The 21,695-nt window shown below is 40.0% G+C and carries 24 protein-coding genes; 14 read left to right on the plus strand and 10 right to left on the minus strand.

Going from position 1 to position 21,695, the window contains the following annotated elements:
* Window positions 1-437: 437 nt before the first annotated feature.
* Entirely contained in the window at window positions 438-2,135 is a 1,698-nt protein-coding gene (locus AW165_RS15695) for an NAD-dependent malic enzyme (RefSeq protein ID WP_060466366.1), read from the plus strand.
* Between the two features lie 46 nt (window positions 2,136-2,181).
* Here AW165_RS15695 and AW165_RS15700 read toward each other — a convergent pair whose 3' ends face one another.
* Window positions 2,182-3,102, minus strand: coding sequence for a Dyp-type peroxidase (locus AW165_RS15700; RefSeq protein WP_060466367.1), 921 nt, complete (start codon window positions 3,100-3,102; stop codon window positions 2,182-2,184).
* A gap of 158 nt (window positions 3,103-3,260) precedes the next feature.
* On the opposite strand from AW165_RS15700, the gene AW165_RS15705 reads away from it, so the two are divergent.
* On the plus strand, window positions 3,261-3,887 hold the full coding sequence (locus AW165_RS15705) for a LysE family transporter (RefSeq protein ID WP_005804759.1): 627 nt from the start codon (window positions 3,261-3,263) through the stop codon (window positions 3,885-3,887).
* A gap of 1 nt (window position 3,888) precedes the next feature.
* Here the strand turns inward: AW165_RS15705 and znuB are convergent, their stop codons facing one another.
* Genes znuB through AW165_RS15720 form a run of 3 tightly spaced genes read right to left on the minus strand, consistent with a single transcriptional unit; the run spans window position 3,889 to window position 5,960 of the window.
* Complete coding sequence (znuB, locus tag AW165_RS15710; RefSeq protein WP_005079538.1) at window positions 3,889-4,698, minus strand: zinc ABC transporter permease subunit ZnuB; 810 nt, start codon at window positions 4,696-4,698, stop codon at window positions 3,889-3,891.
* A gap of 3 nt (window positions 4,699-4,701) precedes the next feature.
* The gene (gene znuC, locus AW165_RS15715) at window positions 4,702-5,490 is read right to left on the minus strand and encodes a zinc ABC transporter ATP-binding protein ZnuC (RefSeq protein ID WP_014208124.1); all 789 of its coding nucleotides are present in this window, start codon (window positions 5,488-5,490) and stop codon (window positions 4,702-4,704) included.
* Window positions 5,463-5,960: a transcriptional repressor gene (locus tag AW165_RS15720; RefSeq protein WP_002114130.1), complete on the minus strand. Its 498-nt coding sequence runs from the start codon at window positions 5,958-5,960 to the stop codon at window positions 5,463-5,465. Before AW165_RS15720 ends, znuC begins: the two co-directional genes overlap by 28 nt.
* A 127-nt stretch (window positions 5,961-6,087) precedes the next feature.
* On the opposite strand from AW165_RS15720, the gene AW165_RS15725 reads away from it, so the two are divergent.
* The 10 genes from AW165_RS15725 to AW165_RS15770 all read left to right on the plus strand — a co-directional run bounded on the left by AW165_RS15725 (window position 6,088) and on the right by AW165_RS15770 (window position 14,264).
* Entirely contained in the window at window positions 6,088-6,927 is an 840-nt protein-coding gene (locus AW165_RS15725; protein WP_060466368.1) for a metal ABC transporter substrate-binding protein, read from the plus strand.
* Window positions 6,928-7,097: 170 nt separating this feature from the next.
* On the plus strand, window positions 7,098-7,496 hold the full coding sequence (locus AW165_RS15730) for an ATP synthase subunit I (RefSeq protein ID WP_005072004.1): 399 nt from the start codon (window positions 7,098-7,100) through the stop codon (window positions 7,494-7,496).
* Between the two features lie 104 nt (window positions 7,497-7,600).
* Window positions 7,601-8,476 carry a F0F1 ATP synthase subunit A gene (atpB, locus tag AW165_RS15735; protein ID WP_002114072.1) on the plus strand — a complete coding sequence of 292 codons (876 nt, stop codon included), beginning with the start codon at window positions 7,601-7,603 and terminating at the stop codon, window positions 8,474-8,476.
* Window positions 8,477-8,560: 84 nt separating this feature from the next.
* Window positions 8,561-8,806 (plus strand): F0F1 ATP synthase subunit C, encoded by a 246-nt coding sequence (gene atpE, locus AW165_RS15740; protein WP_000424060.1) that lies wholly within the window; start codon window positions 8,561-8,563, stop codon window positions 8,804-8,806.
* 38 nt (window positions 8,807-8,844) lie between these two features.
* A complete protein-coding gene (locus AW165_RS15745; protein ID WP_001024691.1) occupies window positions 8,845-9,315 on the plus strand; it encodes a F0F1 ATP synthase subunit B in 471 nt (156 codons plus the stop codon).
* A gap of 12 nt (window positions 9,316-9,327) precedes the next feature.
* On the plus strand, window positions 9,328-9,864 hold the full coding sequence (locus AW165_RS15750) for a F0F1 ATP synthase subunit delta (RefSeq protein WP_002114070.1): 537 nt from the start codon (window positions 9,328-9,330) through the stop codon (window positions 9,862-9,864).
* A gap of 46 nt (window positions 9,865-9,910) precedes the next feature.
* On the plus strand, window positions 9,911-11,455 hold the full coding sequence (gene atpA / locus AW165_RS15755) for a F0F1 ATP synthase subunit alpha (RefSeq protein WP_002114049.1): 1,545 nt from the start codon (window positions 9,911-9,913) through the stop codon (window positions 11,453-11,455).
* 77 nt (window positions 11,456-11,532) lie between these two features.
* On the plus strand, window positions 11,533-12,402 hold the full coding sequence (gene atpG / locus AW165_RS15760) for a F0F1 ATP synthase subunit gamma (RefSeq protein WP_002114131.1): 870 nt from the start codon (window positions 11,533-11,535) through the stop codon (window positions 12,400-12,402).
* A 30-nt stretch (window positions 12,403-12,432) separates the two neighbouring features.
* The gene (gene atpD / locus AW165_RS15765; RefSeq protein ID WP_002114045.1) at window positions 12,433-13,827 is read left to right on the plus strand and encodes a F0F1 ATP synthase subunit beta; all 1,395 of its coding nucleotides are present in this window, start codon (window positions 12,433-12,435) and stop codon (window positions 13,825-13,827) included.
* A gap of 17 nt (window positions 13,828-13,844) precedes the next feature.
* Entirely contained in the window at window positions 13,845-14,264 is a 420-nt protein-coding gene (locus tag AW165_RS15770; RefSeq protein WP_002114076.1) for a F0F1 ATP synthase subunit epsilon, read from the plus strand.
* 57 nt (window positions 14,265-14,321) lie between these two features.
* Here the strand turns inward: AW165_RS15770 and AW165_RS15775 are convergent, their stop codons facing one another.
* From AW165_RS15775 to AW165_RS15790, 4 genes are all read right to left on the minus strand, one after another.
* Window positions 14,322-14,918, minus strand: a complete 597-nt coding sequence (locus tag AW165_RS15775) for a hypothetical protein (RefSeq protein WP_081410694.1) — start codon at window positions 14,916-14,918, stop codon at window positions 14,322-14,324.
* Between the two features lie 141 nt (window positions 14,919-15,059).
* On the minus strand, window positions 15,060-15,605 hold the full coding sequence (locus AW165_RS15780; protein WP_014208128.1) for a glutathione peroxidase: 546 nt from the start codon (window positions 15,603-15,605) through the stop codon (window positions 15,060-15,062).
* 120 nt (window positions 15,606-15,725) lie between these two features.
* Entirely contained in the window at window positions 15,726-16,490 is a 765-nt protein-coding gene (locus AW165_RS15785) for an AraC family transcriptional regulator (protein WP_060466370.1), read from the minus strand.
* 21 nt (window positions 16,491-16,511) lie between these two features.
* Complete coding sequence (locus AW165_RS15790; RefSeq protein ID WP_060466371.1) at window positions 16,512-17,726, minus strand: MFS transporter; 1,215 nt, start codon at window positions 17,724-17,726, stop codon at window positions 16,512-16,514.
* A 135-nt stretch (window positions 17,727-17,861) separates the two neighbouring features.
* Between AW165_RS15790 and AW165_RS15795 the strand changes: the two genes are divergently transcribed.
* Entirely contained in the window at window positions 17,862-18,515 is a 654-nt protein-coding gene (locus AW165_RS15795) for a TetR/AcrR family transcriptional regulator (protein WP_081410689.1), read from the plus strand.
* Between the two features lie 104 nt (window positions 18,516-18,619).
* Complete coding sequence (locus tag AW165_RS15800; RefSeq protein WP_002114137.1) at window positions 18,620-19,540, plus strand: DMT family transporter; 921 nt, start codon at window positions 18,620-18,622, stop codon at window positions 19,538-19,540.
* A gap of 392 nt (window positions 19,541-19,932) precedes the next feature.
* On the opposite strand, the gene AW165_RS15805 is transcribed toward AW165_RS15800, so the two are convergent.
* Window positions 19,933-20,502, minus strand: a complete 570-nt coding sequence (locus tag AW165_RS15805; protein ID WP_002114056.1) for an L-threonylcarbamoyladenylate synthase — start codon at window positions 20,500-20,502, stop codon at window positions 19,933-19,935.
* Between the two features lie 51 nt (window positions 20,503-20,553).
* Window positions 20,554-21,687 carry a DNA-processing protein DprA gene (dprA, locus tag AW165_RS15810; protein WP_002114040.1) on the minus strand — a complete coding sequence of 378 codons (1,134 nt, stop codon included), beginning with the start codon at window positions 21,685-21,687 and terminating at the stop codon, window positions 20,554-20,556.
* Between the last annotated feature and the right edge of the window lie 8 nt (window positions 21,688-21,695).

Here is a 21,695-nt window from a genome sequence, read left to right on the forward strand (position 1 = left end):
TAGGGGAGGGGATTTAATATTCCAATAATTCTTTATGCAAATTACTGATGATTATTTTTTAAATGAATGTTGGTTGTTGAATCGTCTAATTATTCTAGAAATTAAGAATTACAAGCCTTCTGGGCAGTTTTTGTGAGTAAACTACGTGTTTAATTTAATATTATTTCCTGAGGAAATACCTGTTGCCGCTAAATCATATAATTATAGCTTTTAAAATTGAGAAAATATAAGAAGTTTTTAAAATTATAAAAATATTAACATGCTGATTTTTATTTATTATTTTTAAACATGTTTTAACTAAATAGTGTTTAATTTTAACATCACGGTTTAAAATATCTATTTTGATCGAATTAGGCTTAAGCTTATACGCACAAAGAGTTTTAGAGACCATACAAAACGTGTTTTTCTCTACTCTAAGCTGGAAAATGAGATAGGCAATGATATCAGGACACCCAAGTAAACATCCCCTTTATATTCCATATGCAGGTTTTACACTTTTAGAGTTACCACTCTTAAATAAAGGTTCGGCTTTCACTGAAGAAGAAAGAAGTAACTTTAACTTACACGGTTTACTCCCCCATATTATTGAAACTATTGAAGAGCAGAGCCAGCGCTCTTATCAGCAATATTGCGCTTTTACTGATGATATCAATCGACATATCTATTTGCGTAATATCCAAGATACCAACGAAACCTTGTTCTATCATTTAATCGAAAATCATCTTGAAGAAATGATGCCGATTATTTACACCCCAACAGTGGGTGAAGCATGTCAGCGTTTCTCCGATATCTATCGTCGTCATCGTGGTGTTTTTATTTCATATCCAGATCGTGATGTGATTGATGATATTTTGCAAAACGTAAATAAAAATAATGTAAAAGTGATCGTCATTACTGATGGTGAACGTATCTTAGGTCTTGGTGATCAAGGTATTGGTGGCATGGGTATTCCTATTGGGAAACTTTCACTTTATACCGCTTGTGGTGGAATTAGCCCAGCCTATACATTGCCAATCACAATTGATGTAGGGACGAATAATCCACAATTGTTAAATGATCCGATCTATATGGGGTGGCGTCAGCCACGTATTAGTGGTGATGAATATTACGCATTTGTCGATATGGTGATTGAAGCTGTAAAGCGTCGTTGGCCAAAAGCATTAATTCAGTTTGAAGATTTCGCACAAAAAAATGCGATGCCACTTTTAGAAAAATATCGCGATAAGATTTGTTGTTTTAACGATGATATTCAAGGAACAGCAGCGGTATCCGTAGGTAGTTTGATTGCTGCAAGTCGTGCAGCAGGCAAGCAATTAAAAGATCAAACAATTGCTTTCTTAGGCGCGGGTTCGGCAGGATGCGGTATTGCCGAGCAAATCGTTGCACAAATGGTTGCTGAAGGTCTGACTGATTCTGAAGCACGTGCACGCGTTTATATGGTGGATCGTTTTGGTTTGATTACTGAAAATCAGCCGAACTTATTGGACTTCCAACGCAAATTGGCGCAAAAAGCTGAGGTGGTTGATCAGTGGGGCAATATTGAAGAAGTGATTTCACTCCTTGATGTTGTTAAAAATGCTAAGCCTACAGTGTTAATTGGGGTTTCTGGTCAACCGGGTCTCTTCACAGAAGAGATTATTAAGACCATGGCAGCGAATTGTGAACGCCCAATTGTCATGCCATTGTCTAACCCAACTTCACGTGTTGAAGCTGTACCAGCAGATATTGTGGAGTGGACTGAAGGTAGAGCGTTAATTGCAACAGGTAGCCCGTTTGCTCCTGTGAATCATCACGGTAAGCTTTATAATGTTTCTCAGTGTAATAACTCGTACATTTTCCCGGGCATTGGCTTGGGGGTGGTGGCATCGGGTGCTAAACGCGTTACTGAAAATATGTTAATGGCTTCAAGTAGTGCTTTAGCGAATTGCTCGCCATTACTAAAAGATCCGCAAGCTGATTTATTACCACCTTTAGGGGAAATTCAGCAAGTTTCTAAGGTTATTGCGTTTGAAGTTGCGAAAGCTGCCATGGCAGATGGCGTGGCTGTAACGATTAGTGATGACTTACTACAGCAAAAAATTGATCAATCATTCTGGAAACCTGAATATCGCAAATATAAGCGTATTCCTTTCTAAGAATGGTAAGCTAAAAAGAGGAGCTTTATGCTCCTCTTTTTTTATTTTAGTCTTCTAAAACTTCTTCTAGTAATTCTTCACTTGGTGCAAAGTAATATGCGCCGTCTAGTGGTGTCACGAAATGCAATAGGCGATCATGGATACCATCTCCACTTGTACCGAACATACGTTTTAGCATGGCATCAATAATGTTCAGGTCCTTGGTGTAGGCAATGAAAAATAAACCCTGATCACCTCGGCCGTCACCATAAGGCAGACTATGGCGCAAGATTTCCATTTCTTCGCCTTCTTCATCTTCAACGACAGTACGGGCGACATGGGCATTTTCTGGTTTAACATCATCATCAAGTTCAATTGACTCAAGCTTAGTACGACCCATGACATTTTCTTGGGCATCAACTTTTAGTTTTTTCCATTTTTCTAAGTCGTGTGCATAACGCTGCGCGAAAATGAAACTACCATCTGCAAATACTCCAGCACTTTCTGGGAGTAGGGCTGTTTCCGCGCGGTCATCTGGAAATTGAGGATTTTCAGTACCATCTATAAAGCCAGTAATATCGCGACCATCGAAATAACGGAAGCAAACACGTTCATCCAGAACTTCAACTTTATCTTTAATACCTTCAAAAAATGCTTGGCTTAATGCAAAACAAATATCAGAACGCATACTAGCAATATGGATGAGGACATCAGCGGGAACGGCTGGCATGTTGAATGCGCCGTTTTCTGGTTCAAGTTGTTTAAAACCAGCAGGAGATTGATTGTAAAGTTGCTTCCAAAGTTCTGGACCAAAAGCGACTGCTGTTTTAATTTGCGCGTCTGAATGCTGAGTAATGAGGCGGTCGCGTGTTTCAAACAACGCTTCGAGTTGTTCTTTTAATTCATTAATTGATAAGTCTTTTAAACGAAGAACAATAAATCGGGCATGATCTGATGGCAACGGCAAAATGACAGATTGAGCAGTCATTGGAAGGTATCTCCTCAATTATAATTTAGTATGAGCTTTAATTATTGTGCCTGATGCGAAGAGCGGTTAGTAGTCTATTTCTTGATTTTATTGTTTGAATTCTCATCAATATAGTTTTATAAAACAGTATAATTCCACTTTTATTGTCTATTTTTACTATGTCTTTGCAAGTTTGGTTTGCCTATATGTTGGCGTGTTGGGTCATTAGTATCTCTCCGGGTGCGGGAGCTATTGCCTCAATGTCGAGTGGTCTAAACTATGGATTTAGACATGGTTATTGGAATGCAATCGGTTTGCAAGTTGCCTTAGTGCTTCAAATTATGGTGGTGGCAGCAGGTGTCGGGGTCTTATTTGCCACAACTCCTTTAGCTTTTCAGGCCGTTAAGTGGTTTGGTGTAGCTTATTTATTGTATTTGGCCTATTTGCAGTGGACAGCACCTGTAAAAGATATAGAAATTCAACAAGAAAAAAGAGATAAGTCTGCTTTAGCTCTGCTATTAAATGGTTTTGTGGTTAATATTAGCAATCCTAAAGCAATCGTATTTTTATTGGCGGTTTTACCGCAGTTCTTAGATTTAAGTAAGCCTCAATGGATACAATATCTAATTATGGCGGCTACTATGATTACGATCGATTTGATTGTAATGGCTGGATATACGGGGCTGGCATCCAAGGTTTTAAGATTACTTCGATCCCCTAGACAGCAAAAATATTTAAATCGGGGCTTTGCTGTGATGTTTAGCTGTGCGGCTTTATTATTGAGCACAGTTCATCAGGCGTCCTAGTTTAGGACGCCTGTGTCTGATTTTTTAATTTTTGAGTTATAAAAATAACAGCAAAACTTAATGCCATACATAAAACAATACTAAGACCTGTAGAGATATTAAGTGCTGCACTTGACCATAAACCGACACTAACACCGAGCTGGGCTAACACGAATGCCCAAATAACCATTTGCTTTGGTGAGTTTGCTAGTAGGCGAGCGCTTAAAGCTGGTATTACGAGTAATGCACCCATTAGCAAAGAACCTACAGCACGCAAAGCTAAAACTGTAAATAAAGCCAATAACAGCATAAAAATAAGGCGTTGCCAGTTTGCATTCACCCCTTCACTAATTGCGATATCCGGATCAATTGCAAACTGTATTTGTGGCTGCCAAAAACGGTAAAGAATTACGAGTGATATCGCAATAATTAAAGTGAAAACAGGAAGATCTGGCCAATCAATACTAAGCAAATCACCAAACAAATAACTTAAAAGCTCTGGTCTTAAACTTGGAACATGTTGAATAAATAGTAAACCGCTACAGAGTAATGTTGCTGAACATAAGGCTAGTAGAGCATCATTGGGTAAACGGTTGTCATGTAAAGCCCATAAAACGCCTACCAGTAAAACCGCTGTACCTGCAACACCAAGCCATAATGGAAGACTTAAAGCTCCCGCAATAGCTACCCCAAGTAGTGTTCCGTGCGCCATCGTGTCAGCAAAAAAAGACATTCGTCTCCAAAGCATTAAACAACCCAGAGGTGCAGTTAAAAATACCAGCAGAGTTCCCATAATCCATGCGGGTAACAATAATTGTAACCATTCCATCATGGCTTAAGCTTCCGGTTCTGGGTGAATATGAGGACGGTCATTATGAGGGCAGGGGTGTGCAGCATCACCGTGAGCACAATGGTCATGATGATGTTGATAGAAAACCCTTTGAGTTCCAAATATTGCCTGATATTCAGGATGTTGTTGAATATTCTCGGGTAGTCCACTACAGCAAATATGTTTATTTAAACACACTACACGGTGTGTTCCTTGCATCACCCATTGTAAGTCATGAGAAACAATTAAGATCGCGCAACCATATCGTTCTGGCAGACTGCGAACATAATCATAAAGTTCCGCTTCTGACTGAATATCTAAACCTTGCATGGGTTCATCAAGAACTAAAATATCTGGCTGACGAAGCAGTGCACGAGCCAATAGTACTCTTTGGCGTTCTCCACCTGAAAGTTGTTGTACTTTTGATTGTTGTAACTTTGAAATACCTGTGTCTTGAATAATTTCCTGACGCAGGGCAGGGCTGCATTTTTCTAAATCAAGAAGATCCTGAACACGTAAAGGAAGGCTGTGAGAAGGATTAAACTTTTGTGGCACATAAGCCATTTTAAGTTTTTTATGATTAATAACACGCCCGCTACTTGGCTGAAGAATACCGAGTAGAACTTTAATCAGTGTTGATTTGCCTGCACCATTGGGTCCAATTAAAGACACAATTTCATTTTGATGTAGGGCAAAATCAACTTTCTTTAATATATCCCGATCATCACGATGAACAGAAACCTGCTCAAGCTGAATTAATACAGGATTTAAGGAGTTGTGCGGCACTGTTGGCATTTCCCCGAAATTTCAATAATGCTGTGTTGAGCCACGAAGTCATCTGAAGCTGCAAGCTGGTCAAGCTGGTGTGTGAGGCCTTGAGAAGAAGCTTCTTTAACCATATGACATTCGGTACAAATCAGGAATGCTGCTTGATGGCCCTCACGCGGGTGGCAGCAAGGAATATACGCATTAATAGAAGTTAGGCGGTGGATGAGACCTTTTTCTAATAAGAAATCTAAAGTTCTATATACAGTTGGAGGCGCAGCAGGGCGATCAGTTTGACTTTTTATACGTGCCAATAAGTCATAGGCACCCATTGGACCCGATGCATTTAAAATGAGTTCCAGAACTTCTTTGCGCAAAGGTGTAAGACGTGCGCCAGTCGCAGAACATAAACTTTCTGCTTCAGCTAAACGGCTTGCGACATTATGGTGGTCATGCACACCATGCAAAGAATCATGATGTTCATGCGAGCAGGAACTCATAGGGATAACCTCGAATTTTTAACGGAATATTAGCATGAAGCGATGCTTCATTCGATTAATCTTAGGTATTTTTGTAACTTTGTTATATTATAACATGCTTCGAGCTAATTTAAATTGATGGTCTGTCATGTTCCGTTTTTTTGTTTTCAGTATGTTCTCTCTTTTGAGTACGTTAGGGTGGAGTCAGGGTTTGGTGGTTTCTACGCACCCGATTTATCTGATTGCAAAAGAAGTCACTCAAGGGGTTGAAGAACCACAACTCTTATTAAAGGGACAAACTGGGCATGACGTACAATTAACCCCAGCGCATCGTAAAGCAATTAATGATGCGTCTTTGGTGATTTGGTTGGGTAAGGCCCATGAAGCACCTCTAAATAAATTGCTAGGTAATAATAAGAAAGCAATTGCCTTATTAGATAGTGGCATCGTTTCTATTTTGCCACAGCGCAGTACACGTGGTGCAGCTTTACCTAATACAGTAGATACCCATGTTTGGTTAGAGCCAAACAATGCGGTTCGAATTGGCTTTTTTATTGCTGCTTTGCGCTCTCAGCAACACCCTGAAAATAAAGCAAAGTACTGGAATAACGCCAATGTGTTTGCTCGTAAAATGTTACAGGCAGCACAAGCTTACGATAGTTCAAGTAATGGCAAACCGTATTGGGCATATCATGATGCCTATCAATATTTAGAGCGCTCATTAAACTTAAAATTCGCTGGTGCTTTAACAGATGATCCGCATGTGGCGCCAACAGCAGCTCAAATTAAGTATCTTAATGATAGTCGACCAAAAAATCAGATGTGTTTGTTGGCAGAGAGTTTTACCACTAAGAGTCAATATCAAAAATTAGGTAACATTACTTTTCAACCAGTAGACGAGAGCATGAATAATGAGGATGATTTCGTCACTGCATGGAAGAAACTGGCTATAAAAACAGATAAATGTGTATTAAGTACGCAAAAGTAAGATAAAAAGTAAACAAAGGCTGACTGTAGCGTCAGCACCACCTGTCATGAAAAACCCCGACTAAAGTCGGGAAAAGATTGCATGTTCAGGGGTGTAACTCTATAATGCCTGCGATTAAAAGCGATCATCAGCTAAACTTGTCAAGCATTTATGCTGTGAGTGGATAAATAATGAGCCAAACTAGTCGCTTGATTGACCGACGATTAGCAAAAGCTTTGGTCTTCTTACAAGCATGTATGATCCCTGTTTCCGCACTTGTGGCGTGGAGCATAAAAGACATGACAGCAGCATTAAGTGCGGCACTTGGTGCGTTGGTCTGCTGGCTTGCTACGGGTTATTTTTCGTGGCAATCCTTCAGAACAGCAGGTGCACGAGCATCAAAACAAGTGCTGTCTAACATGTATAGGGGCATGTTAGGCAAATTTGCAATCATGATCGTTGGATTTATTTTGATTTTGAGCAATGTTAAACCTTTATCACCGTTAGCATTGCTGTTTGGTTTTATTCTCGTTCAGGCAATGTCGTGGGTCGCTCCGTTTTGGGTGTCACGTCTACAAAAACGGGTGTAGAAACAAGAAGAATTGAAGATTTTTTGGAGGGTGGCGAGATATCGACAGTACGCCGATGTTCGTTTCCCTTCTTTTTAGTAATTGACATTGACCAGGTGTGATTTATGGCTGCTGAAGAACATGCCCTCACTTCGACAGAGTATATCAAGCATCACTTGACCAATATGACCTATGGCAAAATGCCAGACGGTACATGGAAATTGGCTGAGACTGCTGAAGAAGCTCATTCGATGGGGTTCACTGCAATTCACTTGGATTCAATGGGTTGGTCAATTGGCCTTGGTGTGATTTTCTGTTTGATGTTCTGGATCGTTGCGAAAGCTGCAAATGCAGGTGTTCCAACTAAATTCCAGTCAGCAATCGAAATGATCATTGAGTTTGTTGACTCAAGTGTCCGTGATACTTTTCATGGCAAATCACGTTTAATCGCTCCGCTTGCACTCACTATTTTCGTGTGGATTTTCCTCATGAACTTAATGGACTTGATCCCAGTTGACTGGATTCCTCAAGTTGCAGCGTTTGTAGGTGCAAACGTATTTGGTATGGACCCTCACCACGTTTACTTCAAGATCGTTCCATCTACAGATCCAAACATTACTTTAGGTATGTCTTTATCTGTATTTGTACTTATCTTGTTCTACAGCATCCGCGAAAAGGGTGTTGGTGGTTTCGTTGGCGAGTTGGCACTTAACCCATTTAACCCAAGTAATCCAGTTGCAAAAGCGTTGCTTATTCCAGTGAACTTGATTTTGGAATTGGTAACATTCCTTGCTCGTCCGATTTCATTAGCTCTCCGACTATTCGGTAACATGTATGCCGGTGAGTTGATCTTTATCCTAATTGCTTTATTGCCGTTCTGGATTCAATGGGCGTTGTCTGTGCCTTGGGCGATCTTCCACATTCTTGTAATCACGTTGCAGGCATTCATCTTTATGATGCTTACCATCGTTTACTTGAGCATGGCAAGCGAAAAACATTAATGGTATTGCCTAACTATCAAATGATGGTTGGGCTGAATTTTTTTAATTTAATTTGGTAATAACCTAACCTCTGAGGAATTTTTCATGGAACTCACTTTAGGTCTAGTTGCAATTGCATCTGCTATCTTGATCGCTTTCGGTGCTTTGGGTACTGCGATTGGTTTTGGTCTTTTGGGTGGTCGCTTTTTAGAAGCTGTTGCTCGTCAACCAGAATTGGCTCCACAACTTCAAACTCGTATGTTCTTAATCGCGGGTCTTCTTGATGCTGTGCCTATGATCGGTGTTGGTATTGGCTTGTTCTTCATCTTCGCTAATCCATTTGTAGGTTAATCATCTTAATTCCTAAATCCACTATTTGAGGAATTGCAATGAATATCAACCTCACATTGATTGGTCAAGCGATTGCGTTTGCATTCTTTGTTGCATTCTGCATGAAGTTTGTTTGGCCACCACTAATCAATGCGATTAGTGAGCGTCAGCGTAAAATCGCTGATGGCTTAAATGCAGCAGAAAAAGCGAAAGCTGACCTTGCCGATGCACAAGCGCAAGTTAAGCAAGAACTTGATGCAGCTAAAGCACAAGCGGCTCAATTGATCGAACAAGCGAACCGTCGTGCAGCGCAATTGATCGAAGAAGCTCGTACTCAAGCTGCGGCTGAAGGTGAGCGTATTCGTCAACAGGCTAAAGAAGCTGTTGATCAAGAAATCAATTCTGCTCGCGAAGAATTACGTCAACAAGTAGCTGCTTTGGCAGTAACTGGTGCAGAAAAAATCCTGAACCAGCAAGTTGATGCAGAAGCTCATAACGCCATGCTGTCTCAGCTGGCTGCTAAACTTTAAGCGAGGCGAATTATGGCTGAACTCTTGACGTTGGCACGTCCGTATGCCAAAGCAGCATTTGCTTATGCTTCTGAGCAAGGTGCAACAGACAATTGGTCGAATGCGTTACAAGTGCTCAGTGCTGCGGTGCAAGACGAAGCATTTTCCGCTTATTTAAATCGCCCTGAACTTACTCCTGCGGAGCAAGTGAAGCTTTTTGCTAAAGTTTTAGGTGAAGATCAATCTCAAGCAGTGTCTAACTTTTTGACACTTCTTGCAGATAACGATCGTTTAATGCTGTTACCTGAAATTGAAGCAGAATATGAACAGCTTAAATCACAGAATAACAACAATGTGGATGTCGTGATTGAATCGGCTTTCCCGTTAACTGCTGAACAAGAGCAACTGTTGAAATCTGCTTTAGAAAAGCGTTTTAACAGTACAGTAACTGTTTCAGTTGAAGTTAAACCTGAGCTTATTGCAGGTGTTGTAATTCGTGCAGGCGATCAAGTGATAGATGATTCTGCGCTTAACAAGCTTGAAAAAATGCGTACTCGTCTTCTTGCATAATGCAAATGATGAAGACTGAACTAATAAAAGATTGAGGAATAGCGCAATGCAACAACTGAATCCATCCGAGATCAGTGCGCTCATTAAACAGCGTATCGGAGATCTGGACACCAGCGCGACCGCTAAAAACGAAGGTACCATTGTTATGGTATCCGACGGTATCGTGCGCATTCACGGTCTTGCTGATGCAATGTACGGTGAAATGATCGAATTCGACGGCGGCTTATTTGGTATGGCACTGAACCTAGAACAGGATTCAGTGGGTGCCGTTGTTTTAGGTAACTACCTAAGCCTTCAAGAAGGTCAAAAAGCTCGTTGTACAGGTCGTGTATTAGAAGTTCCAGTTGGTCCTGAACTTCTTGGCCGTGTTGTCGACGCTTTGGGTAACCCAATTGATGGTAAAGGCCCAATTGATGCGAAATTAACTGATGCTGTTGAAAAAGTAGCACCAGGCGTAATTTGGCGTCAATCTGTAGATGAGCCTGTTCAAACTGGTTATAAATCAGTTGATACAATGATTCCTGTTGGCCGTGGCCAACGTGAGTTGATCATCGGTGACCGTCAAACTGGTAAAACAGCGATGGCGATCGATGCGATTATCGCTCAGAAAAACTCTGGCATTAAATGTGTATACGTTGCGATTGGTCAAAAACAATCAACAATTGCAAACGTTGTACGTAAGCTAGAAGAAACTGGCGCTATGGCGTATACAACTGTTGTCGCTGCTGCGGCTGCTGATCCTGCTGCAATGCAGTACTTAGCTCCGTACTCTGGCTGTACAATGGGTGAATACTTCCGTGACCGCGGTGAAGACGCTCTTATTATTTATGATGATTTGTCTAAGCAAGCTGTTGCTTACCGTCAAATTTCATTACTTTTACGTCGTCCACCAGGTCGTGAAGCGTATCCAGGTGACGTATTCTATCTTCACTCACGTCTTCTTGAACGTGCTTCTCGTGTATCTGCTGACTACGTTGAGAAATTCACTAATGGCGCAGTAACTGGTCAAACTGGTTCTTTAACTGCATTGCCAATTATTGAAACTCAAGCAGGTGACGTATCTGCATTCGTACCAACGAACGTAATTTCGATTACTGACGGTCAGATCTTCTTAGAAACATCATTATTCAACGCAGGTATTCGTCCTGCTGTGAACGCGGGTATCTCTGTATCTCGTGTTGGTGGTTCTGCTCAAACTAAGATCATCAAAAAATTGTCTGGTGGTATCCGTACTGCTTTAGCACAATACCGTGAATTGGCTGCGTTTGCTCAGTTCGCTTCTGACCTTGACGAAGCAACTCGTAAGCAACTTGAACATGGTCAACGTGTAACTGAGTTAATGAAGCAAAAACAATATGCTCCTTACTCAATTGCTGACCAAGCTGTTTCTGTTTATGCATCTAACGAAGGCTACATGGCTGACGTAGAAGTTAAGAAAATCGTAGACTTTGATGCTGCGTTAATTTCTTACTTCCGCTCAGAATATGCTCCGTTGATGAAACAAATCGATGAAACTGGTGATTACAACAAAGACATCGAAGCAGCAATCAAAGCAGGTATTGAAAGCTTTAAAGCGACTCAAACTTACTAAGTTTAGTTTTAGTTAAGTTTGGTTCACGGATCAACCTTCGGAAGCTCGAAAGAGCTTTCGAATACTAGGTTAAGCGTATGGCAAATTTAAAAGAAATTCGCGCCAAAGTAGCTAGTATCAAGAGCACGCAAAAGATTACTCGCGCGATGCAAATGGTAGCTGCTTCTAAAATGCGTCGTGCGCAAGAGCGCATGGCTCAGGGCCGTCCGTATGCCGATAATATGCGCCGTGTAATTGCTCACTTGGTACAAGCAAACCCTGAATACAAACACCGTTATATGGTTGACCGCCCAGTTAAGCGTGTTGGCTATATCGTAGTGTCTTCAGATCGTGGTTTGGCAGGTGGCTTGAACATTAATTTGTTCAAGAAAGTTGTGCAGCATGTCAAAGCACAACAACAGCAGTCAATTGAAGTTGAATTTGCTTTAATTGGTCAAAAAGCGGTTTCGTTTTTTAAGAATTACGGCGGTAAAGTGCTCGGTGCAACTACCCAACTTGGCGATGCGCCGAGTTTGGAACAGTTAACTGGCTCAGTCCAAGTTATGCTTGATGCATTTGATAAAGGCGAATTAGATCGTATCTATCTCGTATCAAATGGCTTCGTTAATGCAATGACTCAGCAGCCTAAAGTAGAACAACTTGTTCCTTTAGCACCAGCAGAAGAAGGCGATGACCTCAACCGTACTTATGGTTGGGACTATATCTACGAACCAGAAGCAGAAGAATTGTTAAATGGTTTGTTGGTTCGCTATATCGAGTCTATGGTTTATCAAGGTGTGATTGAAAACGTTGCATGTGAGCAGTCAGCTCGTATGGTCGCGATGAAAGCAGCGACAGACAACGCAGGACAATTGATTAAAGACCTACAACTCATTTACAACAAGCTGCGTCAAGCCGCGATTACTCAGGAAATTTCCGAGATCGTTGGCGGTGCCGCTGCCGTTTAACATTATTAAGTTTGAATTGAGGAGACAGCAATGAGTAGCGGTCGTATCATTCAGATCATCGGCGCGGTTATCGACGTCGAGTTTGAGCGCAATAGCGTTCCTAAGATCTATGACGCTCTCCAAGTTGACGGTACTGAAACTACATTAGAAGTTCAGCAACAGCTTGGCGATGGTGTTGTTCGTACCATCGCAATGGGTTCTACAGAAGGTCTTAAACGTGGCCTTAATGTAACTAGCACAAATGCACCAATTTCTGTTCCAGTAGGTCCAGCTACGCTTGGTCGTATCATGGACGTTTTGGGTCGCCCAATTGATGAAGCAGGTCCTGTAGCGACTGAAGAGCGTTTGCCGATTCACCGTCAAGCACCTTCTTATGCTGAACAAGCAGCTTCTACTGATCTTTTAGAAACTGGTATTAAAGTAATTGACTTACTTTGCCCGTTCGCAAAAGGTGGTAAAGTTGGTCTATTCGGTGGTGCTGGTGTTGGTAAAACCGTTAACATGATGGAGTTGATCAACAACATCGCTAAAGCTCACTCAGGTTTATCTGTGTTTGCTGGTGTTGGTGAGCGTACTCGTGAAGGTAACGACTTCTATCACGAAATGAAAGATTCTAACGTTCTTGACAAAGTAGCAATGGTCTACGGTCAGATGAACGAGCCACCAGGTAACCGTTTACGCGTAGCGTTAACTGGTTTGACTATGGCTGAATACTTCCGTGATCAAAAAGACGAAAATGGTAAAGGTCGTGACGTATTATTATTCGTCGACAACATCTACCGTTATACACTTGCAGGTACTGAAGTATCAGCATTGTTAGGTCGTATGCCGTCTGCGGTAGGTTACCAACCTACACTTGCAGAAGAAATGGGTGTTCTTCAAGAGCGTATTACATCTACTAAATCTGGTTCGATCACATCGATCCAAGCAGTATATGTACCTGCCGATGACTTAACAGATCCATCTCCTGCAACTACATTTGCTCACTTAGATGCAACAGTAGTATTGAGCCGTGACATCGCATCTTCTGGTATCTATCCAGCGATCGATCCACTTGACTCAACTTCACGTCAGTTAGACCCATTAGTTGTTGGTCAAGAGCACTATGAAATTGCGCGTGCAGTACAAAACGTATTGCAACGTTATAAAGAGCTTAAAGACATCATCGCAATCTTGGGTATGGATGAATTAGCTGAAGAAGATAAATTGGTTGTTTACCGTGCGCGTAAAATCCAACGTTTCTTCTCTCAACCATTCCACGTAGCTGAAGTGTTTACTGGTGCTCCTGGTAAATTAGTACCGCTTAAAGAAACGATTCGTGGCTTTAAAGGTCTATTAGCTGGTGAATACGATCACATCCCAGAACAAGCGTTCTATATGGTTGGTGGTATTGACGAAGTGATTGCTAAAGCTGAGAAACTCTAATTTAAGGAGATCATCTCATGGCGACTATGCAATGTGATGTCGTAAGTGTTAAAGAGTCTATTTACTCTGGCGCAGTAACGATGTTAATCGCGAAAGGTGCTGGTGGTGAGCTTGGTATTTTGCCAGGACATGCTCCACTTGTAACCTTGCTTCAACCGGGCCCGATTCGTGTTCAGTTGGAAAATGGTACAGAAGAAATCGTCTATGTATCTGGTGGTGTTTTAGAAGTTCAACCTCATGTTGTAACGGTTCTTGCAGATACTGCAATCCGTGCTGACAACTTGGATGAAGCGGCAATTTTAGAAGCACGTAAAAATGCTGAACAATTGCTTGCAAACCAAAAGAGTGATTTGGACTCAGCTGCTGCGTTGGCTGCCTTGGCAGAAACAGCTGCACAGCTTGAAACTATCCGTAAAATCAAAAACCGCGCACTATAATTGCCGGTTTGAGATTGAAAAAGCCACCGTAAGGTGGCTTTTTTTATAAGTTGTTTTTTAAGATTCAATTTTTGAATCTGACTTTTCATCTCCTGCCATAATCATGGCAGCAAGCTTCACCATATCCATTTGAATGGTATTAAGCTGTTTTTCAATTTGGTCAAAATTGATTTGATCTAATTTCCCATTGAGTAATGGCATGCTAAGAGCTTGTTGGTTGGCATGTAATAAACTTTGGCGAATATTCTCAATTTCCTGACTTTTGATATCTAAAGTCAAAAGTGCTTGATTTAAACCTTCTAGTTGCTGTTTTAACGTAGTGACAGTAGTTTTTAGTTCATTCTGATTCTTATCTTGGATGGCTTGTTCAACATCAAGCTGAGTATCTTTAAGCTGTTCAACATAGTCACCAGCTTTAAGCTGTAAATTAGCAGCGTCGCGGACCATATAAAAAATATTACCGCTTTTAAGTTCGGCTTTGTTGGGTACAATTTCTGACTCTTGTTGTTCAATGTTTTGGTCAGATGCCTGTTCAGTTATTTCAGTCTTTTCTTGTTCGTTAGCATGGTCTTGTGCTTGATCGCACCCGAGTAAAAGCATGCCTGAGGCAAAAATTACAAAAGGAAGAAATGCGCCCTGTAAAACTTTTTTCATAACTACAAACAACATCAAATAAAGCAAATAGATACTATAGGCATAAAATATGAAGAAAGATTGTATTTTTGCAAACGAACAACACTTTGAAGAGAGCATAAAAAAGAGCGTATAAAACGCCCTTTCTGACGTTTTAAAAAATTATTTTGCTAACTCTGCTTCAACTGCTTTAACGATTTGTTCATCGTCTGCTGTTAGGTTCGGAGCAAAGCGAGCCACGACTTCACCATTTTTATTAATTAAAAACTTTTCGAAGTTCCATAAAACTTCTGGAGCAGGGTTGGTTGGAATACCTAAGCCTTCTAAACGCTCACGGAAAGGACCTTCACCAGTACGTTCTGGTTGAGCTGCTGTCAAAGCTTGGTAAAGTGGATGCTTATCTTCGCCGACTACAGAAACCTTAGAAAATAAAGGGAAATGAACATCATAATTTAATGAACAGAACTGTTGAATTTCTTCATCAGAACCTGGTTCTTGCTCTTTAAAGTTGTTTGCTGGGAAACCTAAAATTTCAAGACCTTGGTCTTTTTTTGCTTGGTAAAGTTTTTCTAAGCCTTCATATTGTGGAGTTAAACCACATTTAGAAGCAGTATTTACGATAAGTAAAACTTTCCCTTTGTACTGTTCGAGGTCAACCGTTTCACCTGAAATAGCTTTTACTGGAATGTGATATACAGATTGTGTCATGACTCTTTCCTAAAGATTGTAATTGATATCAAGTAACGCATTTGTTTTAACTGCTATTGAGGGGCAGTGCAATAATATTCGTGTTCAAAAAAGGAAAAGTTTTTAAAGATAAACTGAATTCTAGTTATTTCTGATTTGGATAGGTGTTTGTCCAGTGTAACGTTTAAAAAATTCAATAAAACTTGAGCTATGTTGATAACCTAAATCATATGCTAAACGCTTGATAGGCGTCCCTTGACGAATCTGATGAATGGCATAAACAATTTTGGCCCGATTTCTCCATTCGGACAACGAAAGCTGAAGCTCTTGTTGACTCAAACGTAATAAGTGGCGATCACTGACCGAAAAGTTCTGAAGCAACTGCTGTAAAGAGTGATTAAAAAGTAAAGGATCTGAAAGTTTTTCTAAAATAGGCAATAAAACAGGATGCCGCGTTTGCGGTAAATAATGCGAATATGCAGGAGCTTGTTTGAGTTGATCGAATAAAACTTGTAAAAGATGCTCTAAATATTCAGGTTGTTTGGTTTGTTTTTGTTGTTCTAGAATTTGTAAAACTAAAGTGCGAAAAAAAGGCTGAATACTAAAGCATCGACAGTTATTTCCTAAAATAGAACAGAGGCTAGGGTGTAGTCGAATACAGATATAGTGAATTTCATGGTCGATATGAGTAGATTGATGAACTGTTTGAGGAGGAATCCAAAGCCCATAGCTTGGAGGAGATAAGTAGATTTGTTCCTCTACTTGCATTTCCAAAATGCCATTCAAACTGAAATTAAAATCTCCCCAAAGAGATGCATGAGGACGAACAATATCTTCTTTTTGGTATAGAAATTCATGAACTTCTATACTGTTTAATAATGAAAATTGCTGATCCTCATTGTTCATCTATATGCTCTGACTCATATTTTAGTTTTCACAAGTAGCTTTAGGGTTATTAAGACCTTTCGCTAAGGTAAATGTACTCAGTAATGCTAGGGCAACAAAGCTTAATACACCATAAATTAAAGTATTTTCATTGAAATGATCAACCACATATCCCCCTAATAATGAACCTGTCGCAATCATCACCTGAAACATACCTACAAAAAGCGGCATACCTTTTTCAACTGCATTTGGCGCATGTACAAACATCCAAATATTCGCTGAGGTAGGGAAGGCACCAAATGCAAATCCCCATAACGCGGTTAAGACAATAGCACCAAATTCATGAACGGCAAAAAGAGGAAATCCAAAAAATACGATTGCAAAGCATGTACCCACAAAAGCTAATGTATAACGGACATTTAGATTCCCACTATATCCGGCAAAAGCATTTCCGAAAATACCAGCAATTCCATAGAGCAATAATAATGAACTAATGGTTGTCCCATTAAAACCAGCAACATTTTTAAAGAAAGGTGCTAAATAGCTATAGGCACAAAAGTGAGCGAGTCCGATCAATAAAACAATCAACATGCCACTACGTGCTTTAGGAGTACGTAATAGTGCTGGCAAATCTTTCATGTGAATTGCCGAATCTGGTACAAGTTTAGGTAAAAAGATTAATTGTAAGATTAAAACAACTAAGCCAATGCCTGCAGTAATTCCAAAAGCACTACGCCAGCCATAAAACTCGCTTAACCAAGTTCCAATCGGTACACCTAGAACTGTAGCAAAAGTCACACCTGCCATCACGACCGCAGTTGCTTTAGCAATAGGAAGGTGTGAGGGAGCTAATTTTCCACTTAGAGCAATGGCAGTCGCCCAGAAACCACCAATTGAAATACCTAAAATTAAGCGGCTTAACAATAGAACATGGAAGTTTTCAGCAAATGCGGTAATGGTATTGGCAATAACCATAATAGCTGTCAGCAAGATAAGCACATAACGCCGATCAAGTTGTTTTACTGATACAGGCAATAGAGGGGCTGCAATTGCTGCCATAATGCCGGGTACTGTAATAATCAGGCCGGCAGTACCTACAGAAATATTTAAATCTGTTGCGACACTATTTAGAACACCAACGGGTAAAAATTCACTTGTAACTAAGGCAAATGCTGCGATAGAAACGGCCAAAATGGCAAACCAGCTTCCTTGAGTGGAGGTCTTGGGTCGCGCTTTAGAGATAGACGATTGGTCCATAGGAAATCCTTACTTGGCTAAATTTGGAGTAAAGAAAGGCAATTTATTAATTAACTAACGATCATTATGAAAATAAAATAGTTGATAAAAAATCGAACGTCAATTAATTTAATAACGATTGTTATAAAAATAGATGTGATCTTTATGACAAATAGGCATGAAACGAATTTAGCTGTTGTAGAAGATACGCTGAAAAAAAAGCGCGGACGTCCTAAATGCTTTGATGAACAAGAGGTTTTGCAGAAAGCAATGTTGCTCTTTTGGGAGCATGGCTATGAAGCAACGTCTATTAGTGATTTAACACAAGCTTTGGAAATTACAGCACCAAGCCTATACAGTGCCTTTGGCGACAAAGAAGGGCTGTTTTACAGAAGTGTTGATTATTATTTAGCTCATGAAGGATGTCCGATTGACACTATATTTGTAGAAGCAAAAACTGCAAAAATTGCTGTTGAGTTATATCTTTATGACATTGTTAAAAGATTGGTTCAGCCCAATAAGCCAGCAGGTTGTATGGTGGTCGTTGCGGCTATGAATTGTTCTGATGCCACTCAAGATGTACAGCAAAATCTATTAGATAAGCGCATAAAGACAAAAGAAAAATTATTAAAACGTCTTCAGCAAGGGGTAGAGCAAGGGGATTTATCTTCTCATGCACCTTTACAGGAAATGACTGATTTTTATACTACTGTCATTCAAGGCCTTACCATTCAAGCAAGAGACGGTGCGAGTAGCGAGCAATTACATAAAGTGGTAGGTCATGCCGTGAAAGCTTGGACATTATTCTAAAAAGGATAATGTCCTAAGTTCGATATCAATGTCGGAAATACGATATTTCAATTTATTAAGACATTCTTCAAAATAAAACCATCTTTTGTAGATGGTGTATTGCTATGAGTCAGGTCATGAAATATCACAAATGGGCGTTTATTTTTCCCATTTTGGCAGTATTGATTTGGTCTTTAAATATTGTAGTCACCCGCTATGTCTCGGATTATATCTCTCCGGTAAGTATTAGTTTTTATCGATGGTTAATCGCTTTTATTATTTTGACTCCATTTATGTTTATGTCTGTGTGGAGACAAAGACGACTAGTAATACCATATTTACCTAAGCTTGCTGTGTTAAGTGCATTTGGGATGGTACTTTATCAAGGCTTAGCTTATACGGCTGCCCATTATACCAGTGCAACCAATATGGGGATTGTGAATGCATTTATTCCCATCTTTACGATCTTTGTTTCGCTTGCCATTTTAAAAGATGTGCCTAATCGCTTTGCAGTTTTTGGCAGTATTTTGTCTTTTGCTGGTTTGCTATATGTCATGTCCCAAGGAAATATTAATAAGCTTTTAAGTGGTGGCGGACATCTTGGTGATGCATTGATGATTATTGCCGTATTCTTCTATGCATTTTATGGTGTTTTTCTTAAAAAATGGCAGCTGCCTCTACCAATTATGACAAGCTTATATGTTCAGATTGGGTTTTCTGTAATATTTCATATTCCTTTAATTCTCTGGTTTGGACTTGATGCTTTAAATGTTGAAAATGCACCAAGTGCTATTTATGCAGGAGTATTTGCTTCACTCATTGCGCCGTTAGTTTGGATGTTAGCTGTTCAACAACTCGGTCCTAATAGAACAAGTATTTTTATGAACTTGGTACCTGTCTTTACAGCAGTTATTGCAAGCGTCTGGTTGTCTGAGCAGTGGACCATTTATCACACATTAGGTGGGATTGTTATTTTAATTGGTATCATTATGGCTCAGAAGAAGGTGAGTCCTAAAAAGAGCGAATTAATGCAAGAACAAAACTAAAGTCAGTAAAAAAACTATGGCATATTTTGAAAAAAACTCATAAAAATATGCCAATTTTTTCTTAGTTAAAGTTTTTCTATATGATTTATAAATAGTTTATAAAAATAGGTTGTAATATAAATATTAAAAAAGCCGAGTAAAAATATTAATATAATTTTAATTTATAGGCAAAAAACCGTAAATTCCCTACACTTTTCATGCTTTTTTTAGAGAAATAATATATTTCTCTCATTGAACCTCTTACCACATAATAGCGGCCACTACGAAAGGCGCTATTTTCTTTGTAAATTATCTTTCGTTCCACAGATATCCAAACCCTCTGGATGTGGTATATACCCATCCTTTTTTATGCTCAGTTATCCCTATATAACTGAGCTTTTTTTTGTTTGAAATTAGGCGCGAATAATCTCTCTGGTAAGAGCGTTAATGATTCGGCTTGGTTGTTGGCTCTGGCCTAAGTCACCATTCAGATAGTTTAATTGTGAACCAAAGTATTGGCAGGCATCCTGTAATGAGTGTGCAGGTTCTTGTCCACTTGGGTTCGCACTAGTCGAGACAATAAAGCCATGAAAAGCATTGCATAATGCCACACATAAAGGATGTGTAGTGACTCGAACAGCGACAAGAGAATGCTCACCTTTAATCCATGAAGGAATATGTTCGCCAGCAGGTAATAGCCAAGTTGTTGCTCTTTCTGATGGTTGATGATTAGTCCAACAATCAATAATTTCTTGTTGGGTTGTTTGAGGTAGAGAAGTTAGCAGGTGTTCAACTTGGCTAATATGACCTGCTAATAAAATTACACCCTTTTCAATAGGCCTTTGCTTTAGTTCAAGAATTTTTTGAAAAGCTTGCTCATTAAAAGGGTCGCAACCTAGCCCCCAAACTGCCTCAGTTGGATATGCCAAAACTTGACCTTGTTGTAAACATTCGGCTGCTTCGGTAACTGAGGTGGTAATCATGGTAATACTCTTCCTTTCAATCAGACAGAATTGCTATTGTGCGCTCCAATACTAAGAACGACAACGTAAATACAATCCTGATTGTTGCATACATAAACCAAGTAGTTCTAGTTCCATCAGTGAAGAGGTGAGTTCTGCAACAGGCTGAGAGTGATGTAAGACAAGCTGATCAATATTTTGTCCGACCCAGTCTAAAGATTGATAAAGGTTAATTAAATGCTCAGGAATTTCTGGGGTACTAGAAACTACAGCCTCCTCGGTGGAGTTTTGTTGCTGACTTTGCCACTGAGTGGGTAAAGCAAGGTCTTCAATAATTTGTTCAGGATGATCGACTAAAATTGCTCCCTCACGAATAAGTTGATGGCAACCTTGATGAAACTCACTGTAAATATGACCAGGAATGGCAAATACAGTCTTACCTTGTTCGGCAGCTTTGTTCGCAGTGATGAGAGAACCACTTTTTAAGGTAGCTTCTACCACTAACACGCCTAAACTCAAACCGCTGACAATTCGGTTTCTACGTGGGAAATGCTGTTGTAATGGGGGTGTTCCAGGCAAAAATTCAGTAATAATCGCGCCATTTTGAGCCAAAATATGTTCTGCAAGTTTTTTATTTTGAGCAGGGTAGGTACTGTCTAAACCAGTTCCTGTTACTGCAATTGTACGTTGATGTGCTGATGCTCCTTGGTGAGCAGCTTCATCAATCCCATATGCCAAGCCACTACTCACATAAAAACCTTTTTCACTTAAGTAATAGGCAAAATCATAAGCAACCTGACGACCATGTGGGCTTGGTTTTCGGCTACCTACAATCGCAATTTGTGGTTGTAATAGGGCTTGTGCCTGACCTTTTCCAAAAATGATAGGTGGGTGATCTGTATAAGGTAATAACTGAGTGGGATAGCCTGAGTCATCTGCCGTTAAAATAAAGTCGGTATATTGCTGGATTTGCTCAGTTAGTTTTTTAAACTGAGCTTGACCCTGAGCAGTTTGAAATTCATCTACGCGTTTTAAATGATTAGCATGTAACCCGAGATTGCGCCATTGAGATAATTCAGCAGGTTGGACCGCCTTTTCACAGCTACCAAAATAATCGACAATTTTTTTAAAGCTGACTAAAGAGTGTTGCACCAAATACCACACTTTAAGCGTGTGGTAATGGTGTGAATAAAGTTGAGTAAGCATTGTAAAAG

The sequence above is a fragment of the Acinetobacter sp. LMB-5 genome (assembly GCF_001541635.1).
In the GTDB taxonomy this organism is placed as follows: domain Bacteria; phylum Pseudomonadota; class Gammaproteobacteria; order Pseudomonadales; family Moraxellaceae; genus Acinetobacter; species Acinetobacter pittii.

What these genes read in the sequence shown, in the direction of transcription:
- atpG (WP_002114131.1), top strand. Translation starts at nt 11,533, where the DNA reads ATGGCAAATTTAAAAGAAATTCGCGCCAAAGTAGCTAGTATCAAGAGC.
- AW165_RS15780 (WP_014208128.1), bottom strand. Translation starts at nt 15,605, where the DNA reads ATGACACAATCTGTATATCACATTCCAGTAAAAGCTATTTCAGGTGAA.
- AW165_RS15695 (WP_060466366.1), top strand. Translation starts at nt 438, where the DNA reads ATGATATCAGGACACCCAAGTAAACATCCCCTTTATATTCCATATGCA.
- znuC (WP_014208124.1), bottom strand. Translation starts at nt 5,490, where the DNA reads ATGCCAACAGTGCCGCACAACTCCTTAAATCCTGTATTAATTCAGCTT.
- AW165_RS15730 (WP_005072004.1), top strand. Translation starts at nt 7,098, where the DNA reads ATGAGCCAAACTAGTCGCTTGATTGACCGACGATTAGCAAAAGCTTTG.
- AW165_RS15800 (WP_002114137.1), top strand. Translation starts at nt 18,620, where the DNA reads ATGAGTCAGGTCATGAAATATCACAAATGGGCGTTTATTTTTCCCATT.
- AW165_RS15725 (WP_060466368.1), top strand. Translation starts at nt 6,088, where the DNA reads ATGTTCCGTTTTTTTGTTTTCAGTATGTTCTCTCTTTTGAGTACGTTA.
- AW165_RS15785 (WP_060466370.1), bottom strand. Translation starts at nt 16,490, where the DNA reads ATGAACAATGAGGATCAGCAATTTTCATTATTAAACAGTATAGAAGTT.
- dprA (WP_002114040.1), bottom strand. Translation starts at nt 21,687, where the DNA reads ATGCTTACTCAACTTTATTCACACCATTACCACACGCTTAAAGTGTGG.
- AW165_RS15705 (WP_005804759.1), top strand. Translation starts at nt 3,261, where the DNA reads ATGTCTTTGCAAGTTTGGTTTGCCTATATGTTGGCGTGTTGGGTCATT.
- atpA (WP_002114049.1), top strand. Translation starts at nt 9,911, where the DNA reads ATGCAACAACTGAATCCATCCGAGATCAGTGCGCTCATTAAACAGCGT.
- AW165_RS15790 (WP_060466371.1), bottom strand. Translation starts at nt 17,726, where the DNA reads ATGGACCAATCGTCTATCTCTAAAGCGCGACCCAAGACCTCCACTCAA.
- atpB (WP_002114072.1), top strand. Translation starts at nt 7,601, where the DNA reads ATGGCTGCTGAAGAACATGCCCTCACTTCGACAGAGTATATCAAGCAT.
- AW165_RS15700 (WP_060466367.1), bottom strand. Translation starts at nt 3,102, where the DNA reads ATGACTGCTCAATCTGTCATTTTGCCGTTGCCATCAGATCATGCCCGA.
- atpE (WP_000424060.1), top strand. Translation starts at nt 8,561, where the DNA reads ATGGAACTCACTTTAGGTCTAGTTGCAATTGCATCTGCTATCTTGATC.
- AW165_RS15775 (WP_081410694.1), bottom strand. Translation starts at nt 14,918, where the DNA reads ATGAAAAAAGTTTTACAGGGCGCATTTCTTCCTTTTGTAATTTTTGCC.
- AW165_RS15750 (WP_002114070.1), top strand. Translation starts at nt 9,328, where the DNA reads ATGGCTGAACTCTTGACGTTGGCACGTCCGTATGCCAAAGCAGCATTT.
- atpD (WP_002114045.1), top strand. Translation starts at nt 12,433, where the DNA reads ATGAGTAGCGGTCGTATCATTCAGATCATCGGCGCGGTTATCGACGTC.
- AW165_RS15720 (WP_002114130.1), bottom strand. Translation starts at nt 5,960, where the DNA reads ATGAGTTCCTGCTCGCATGAACATCATGATTCTTTGCATGGTGTGCAT.
- znuB (WP_005079538.1), bottom strand. Translation starts at nt 4,698, where the DNA reads ATGATGGAATGGTTACAATTATTGTTACCCGCATGGATTATGGGAACT.
- AW165_RS15770 (WP_002114076.1), top strand. Translation starts at nt 13,845, where the DNA reads ATGGCGACTATGCAATGTGATGTCGTAAGTGTTAAAGAGTCTATTTAC.
- AW165_RS15805 (WP_002114056.1), bottom strand. Translation starts at nt 20,502, where the DNA reads ATGATTACCACCTCAGTTACCGAAGCAGCCGAATGTTTACAACAAGGT.
- AW165_RS15745 (WP_001024691.1), top strand. Translation starts at nt 8,845, where the DNA reads ATGAATATCAACCTCACATTGATTGGTCAAGCGATTGCGTTTGCATTC.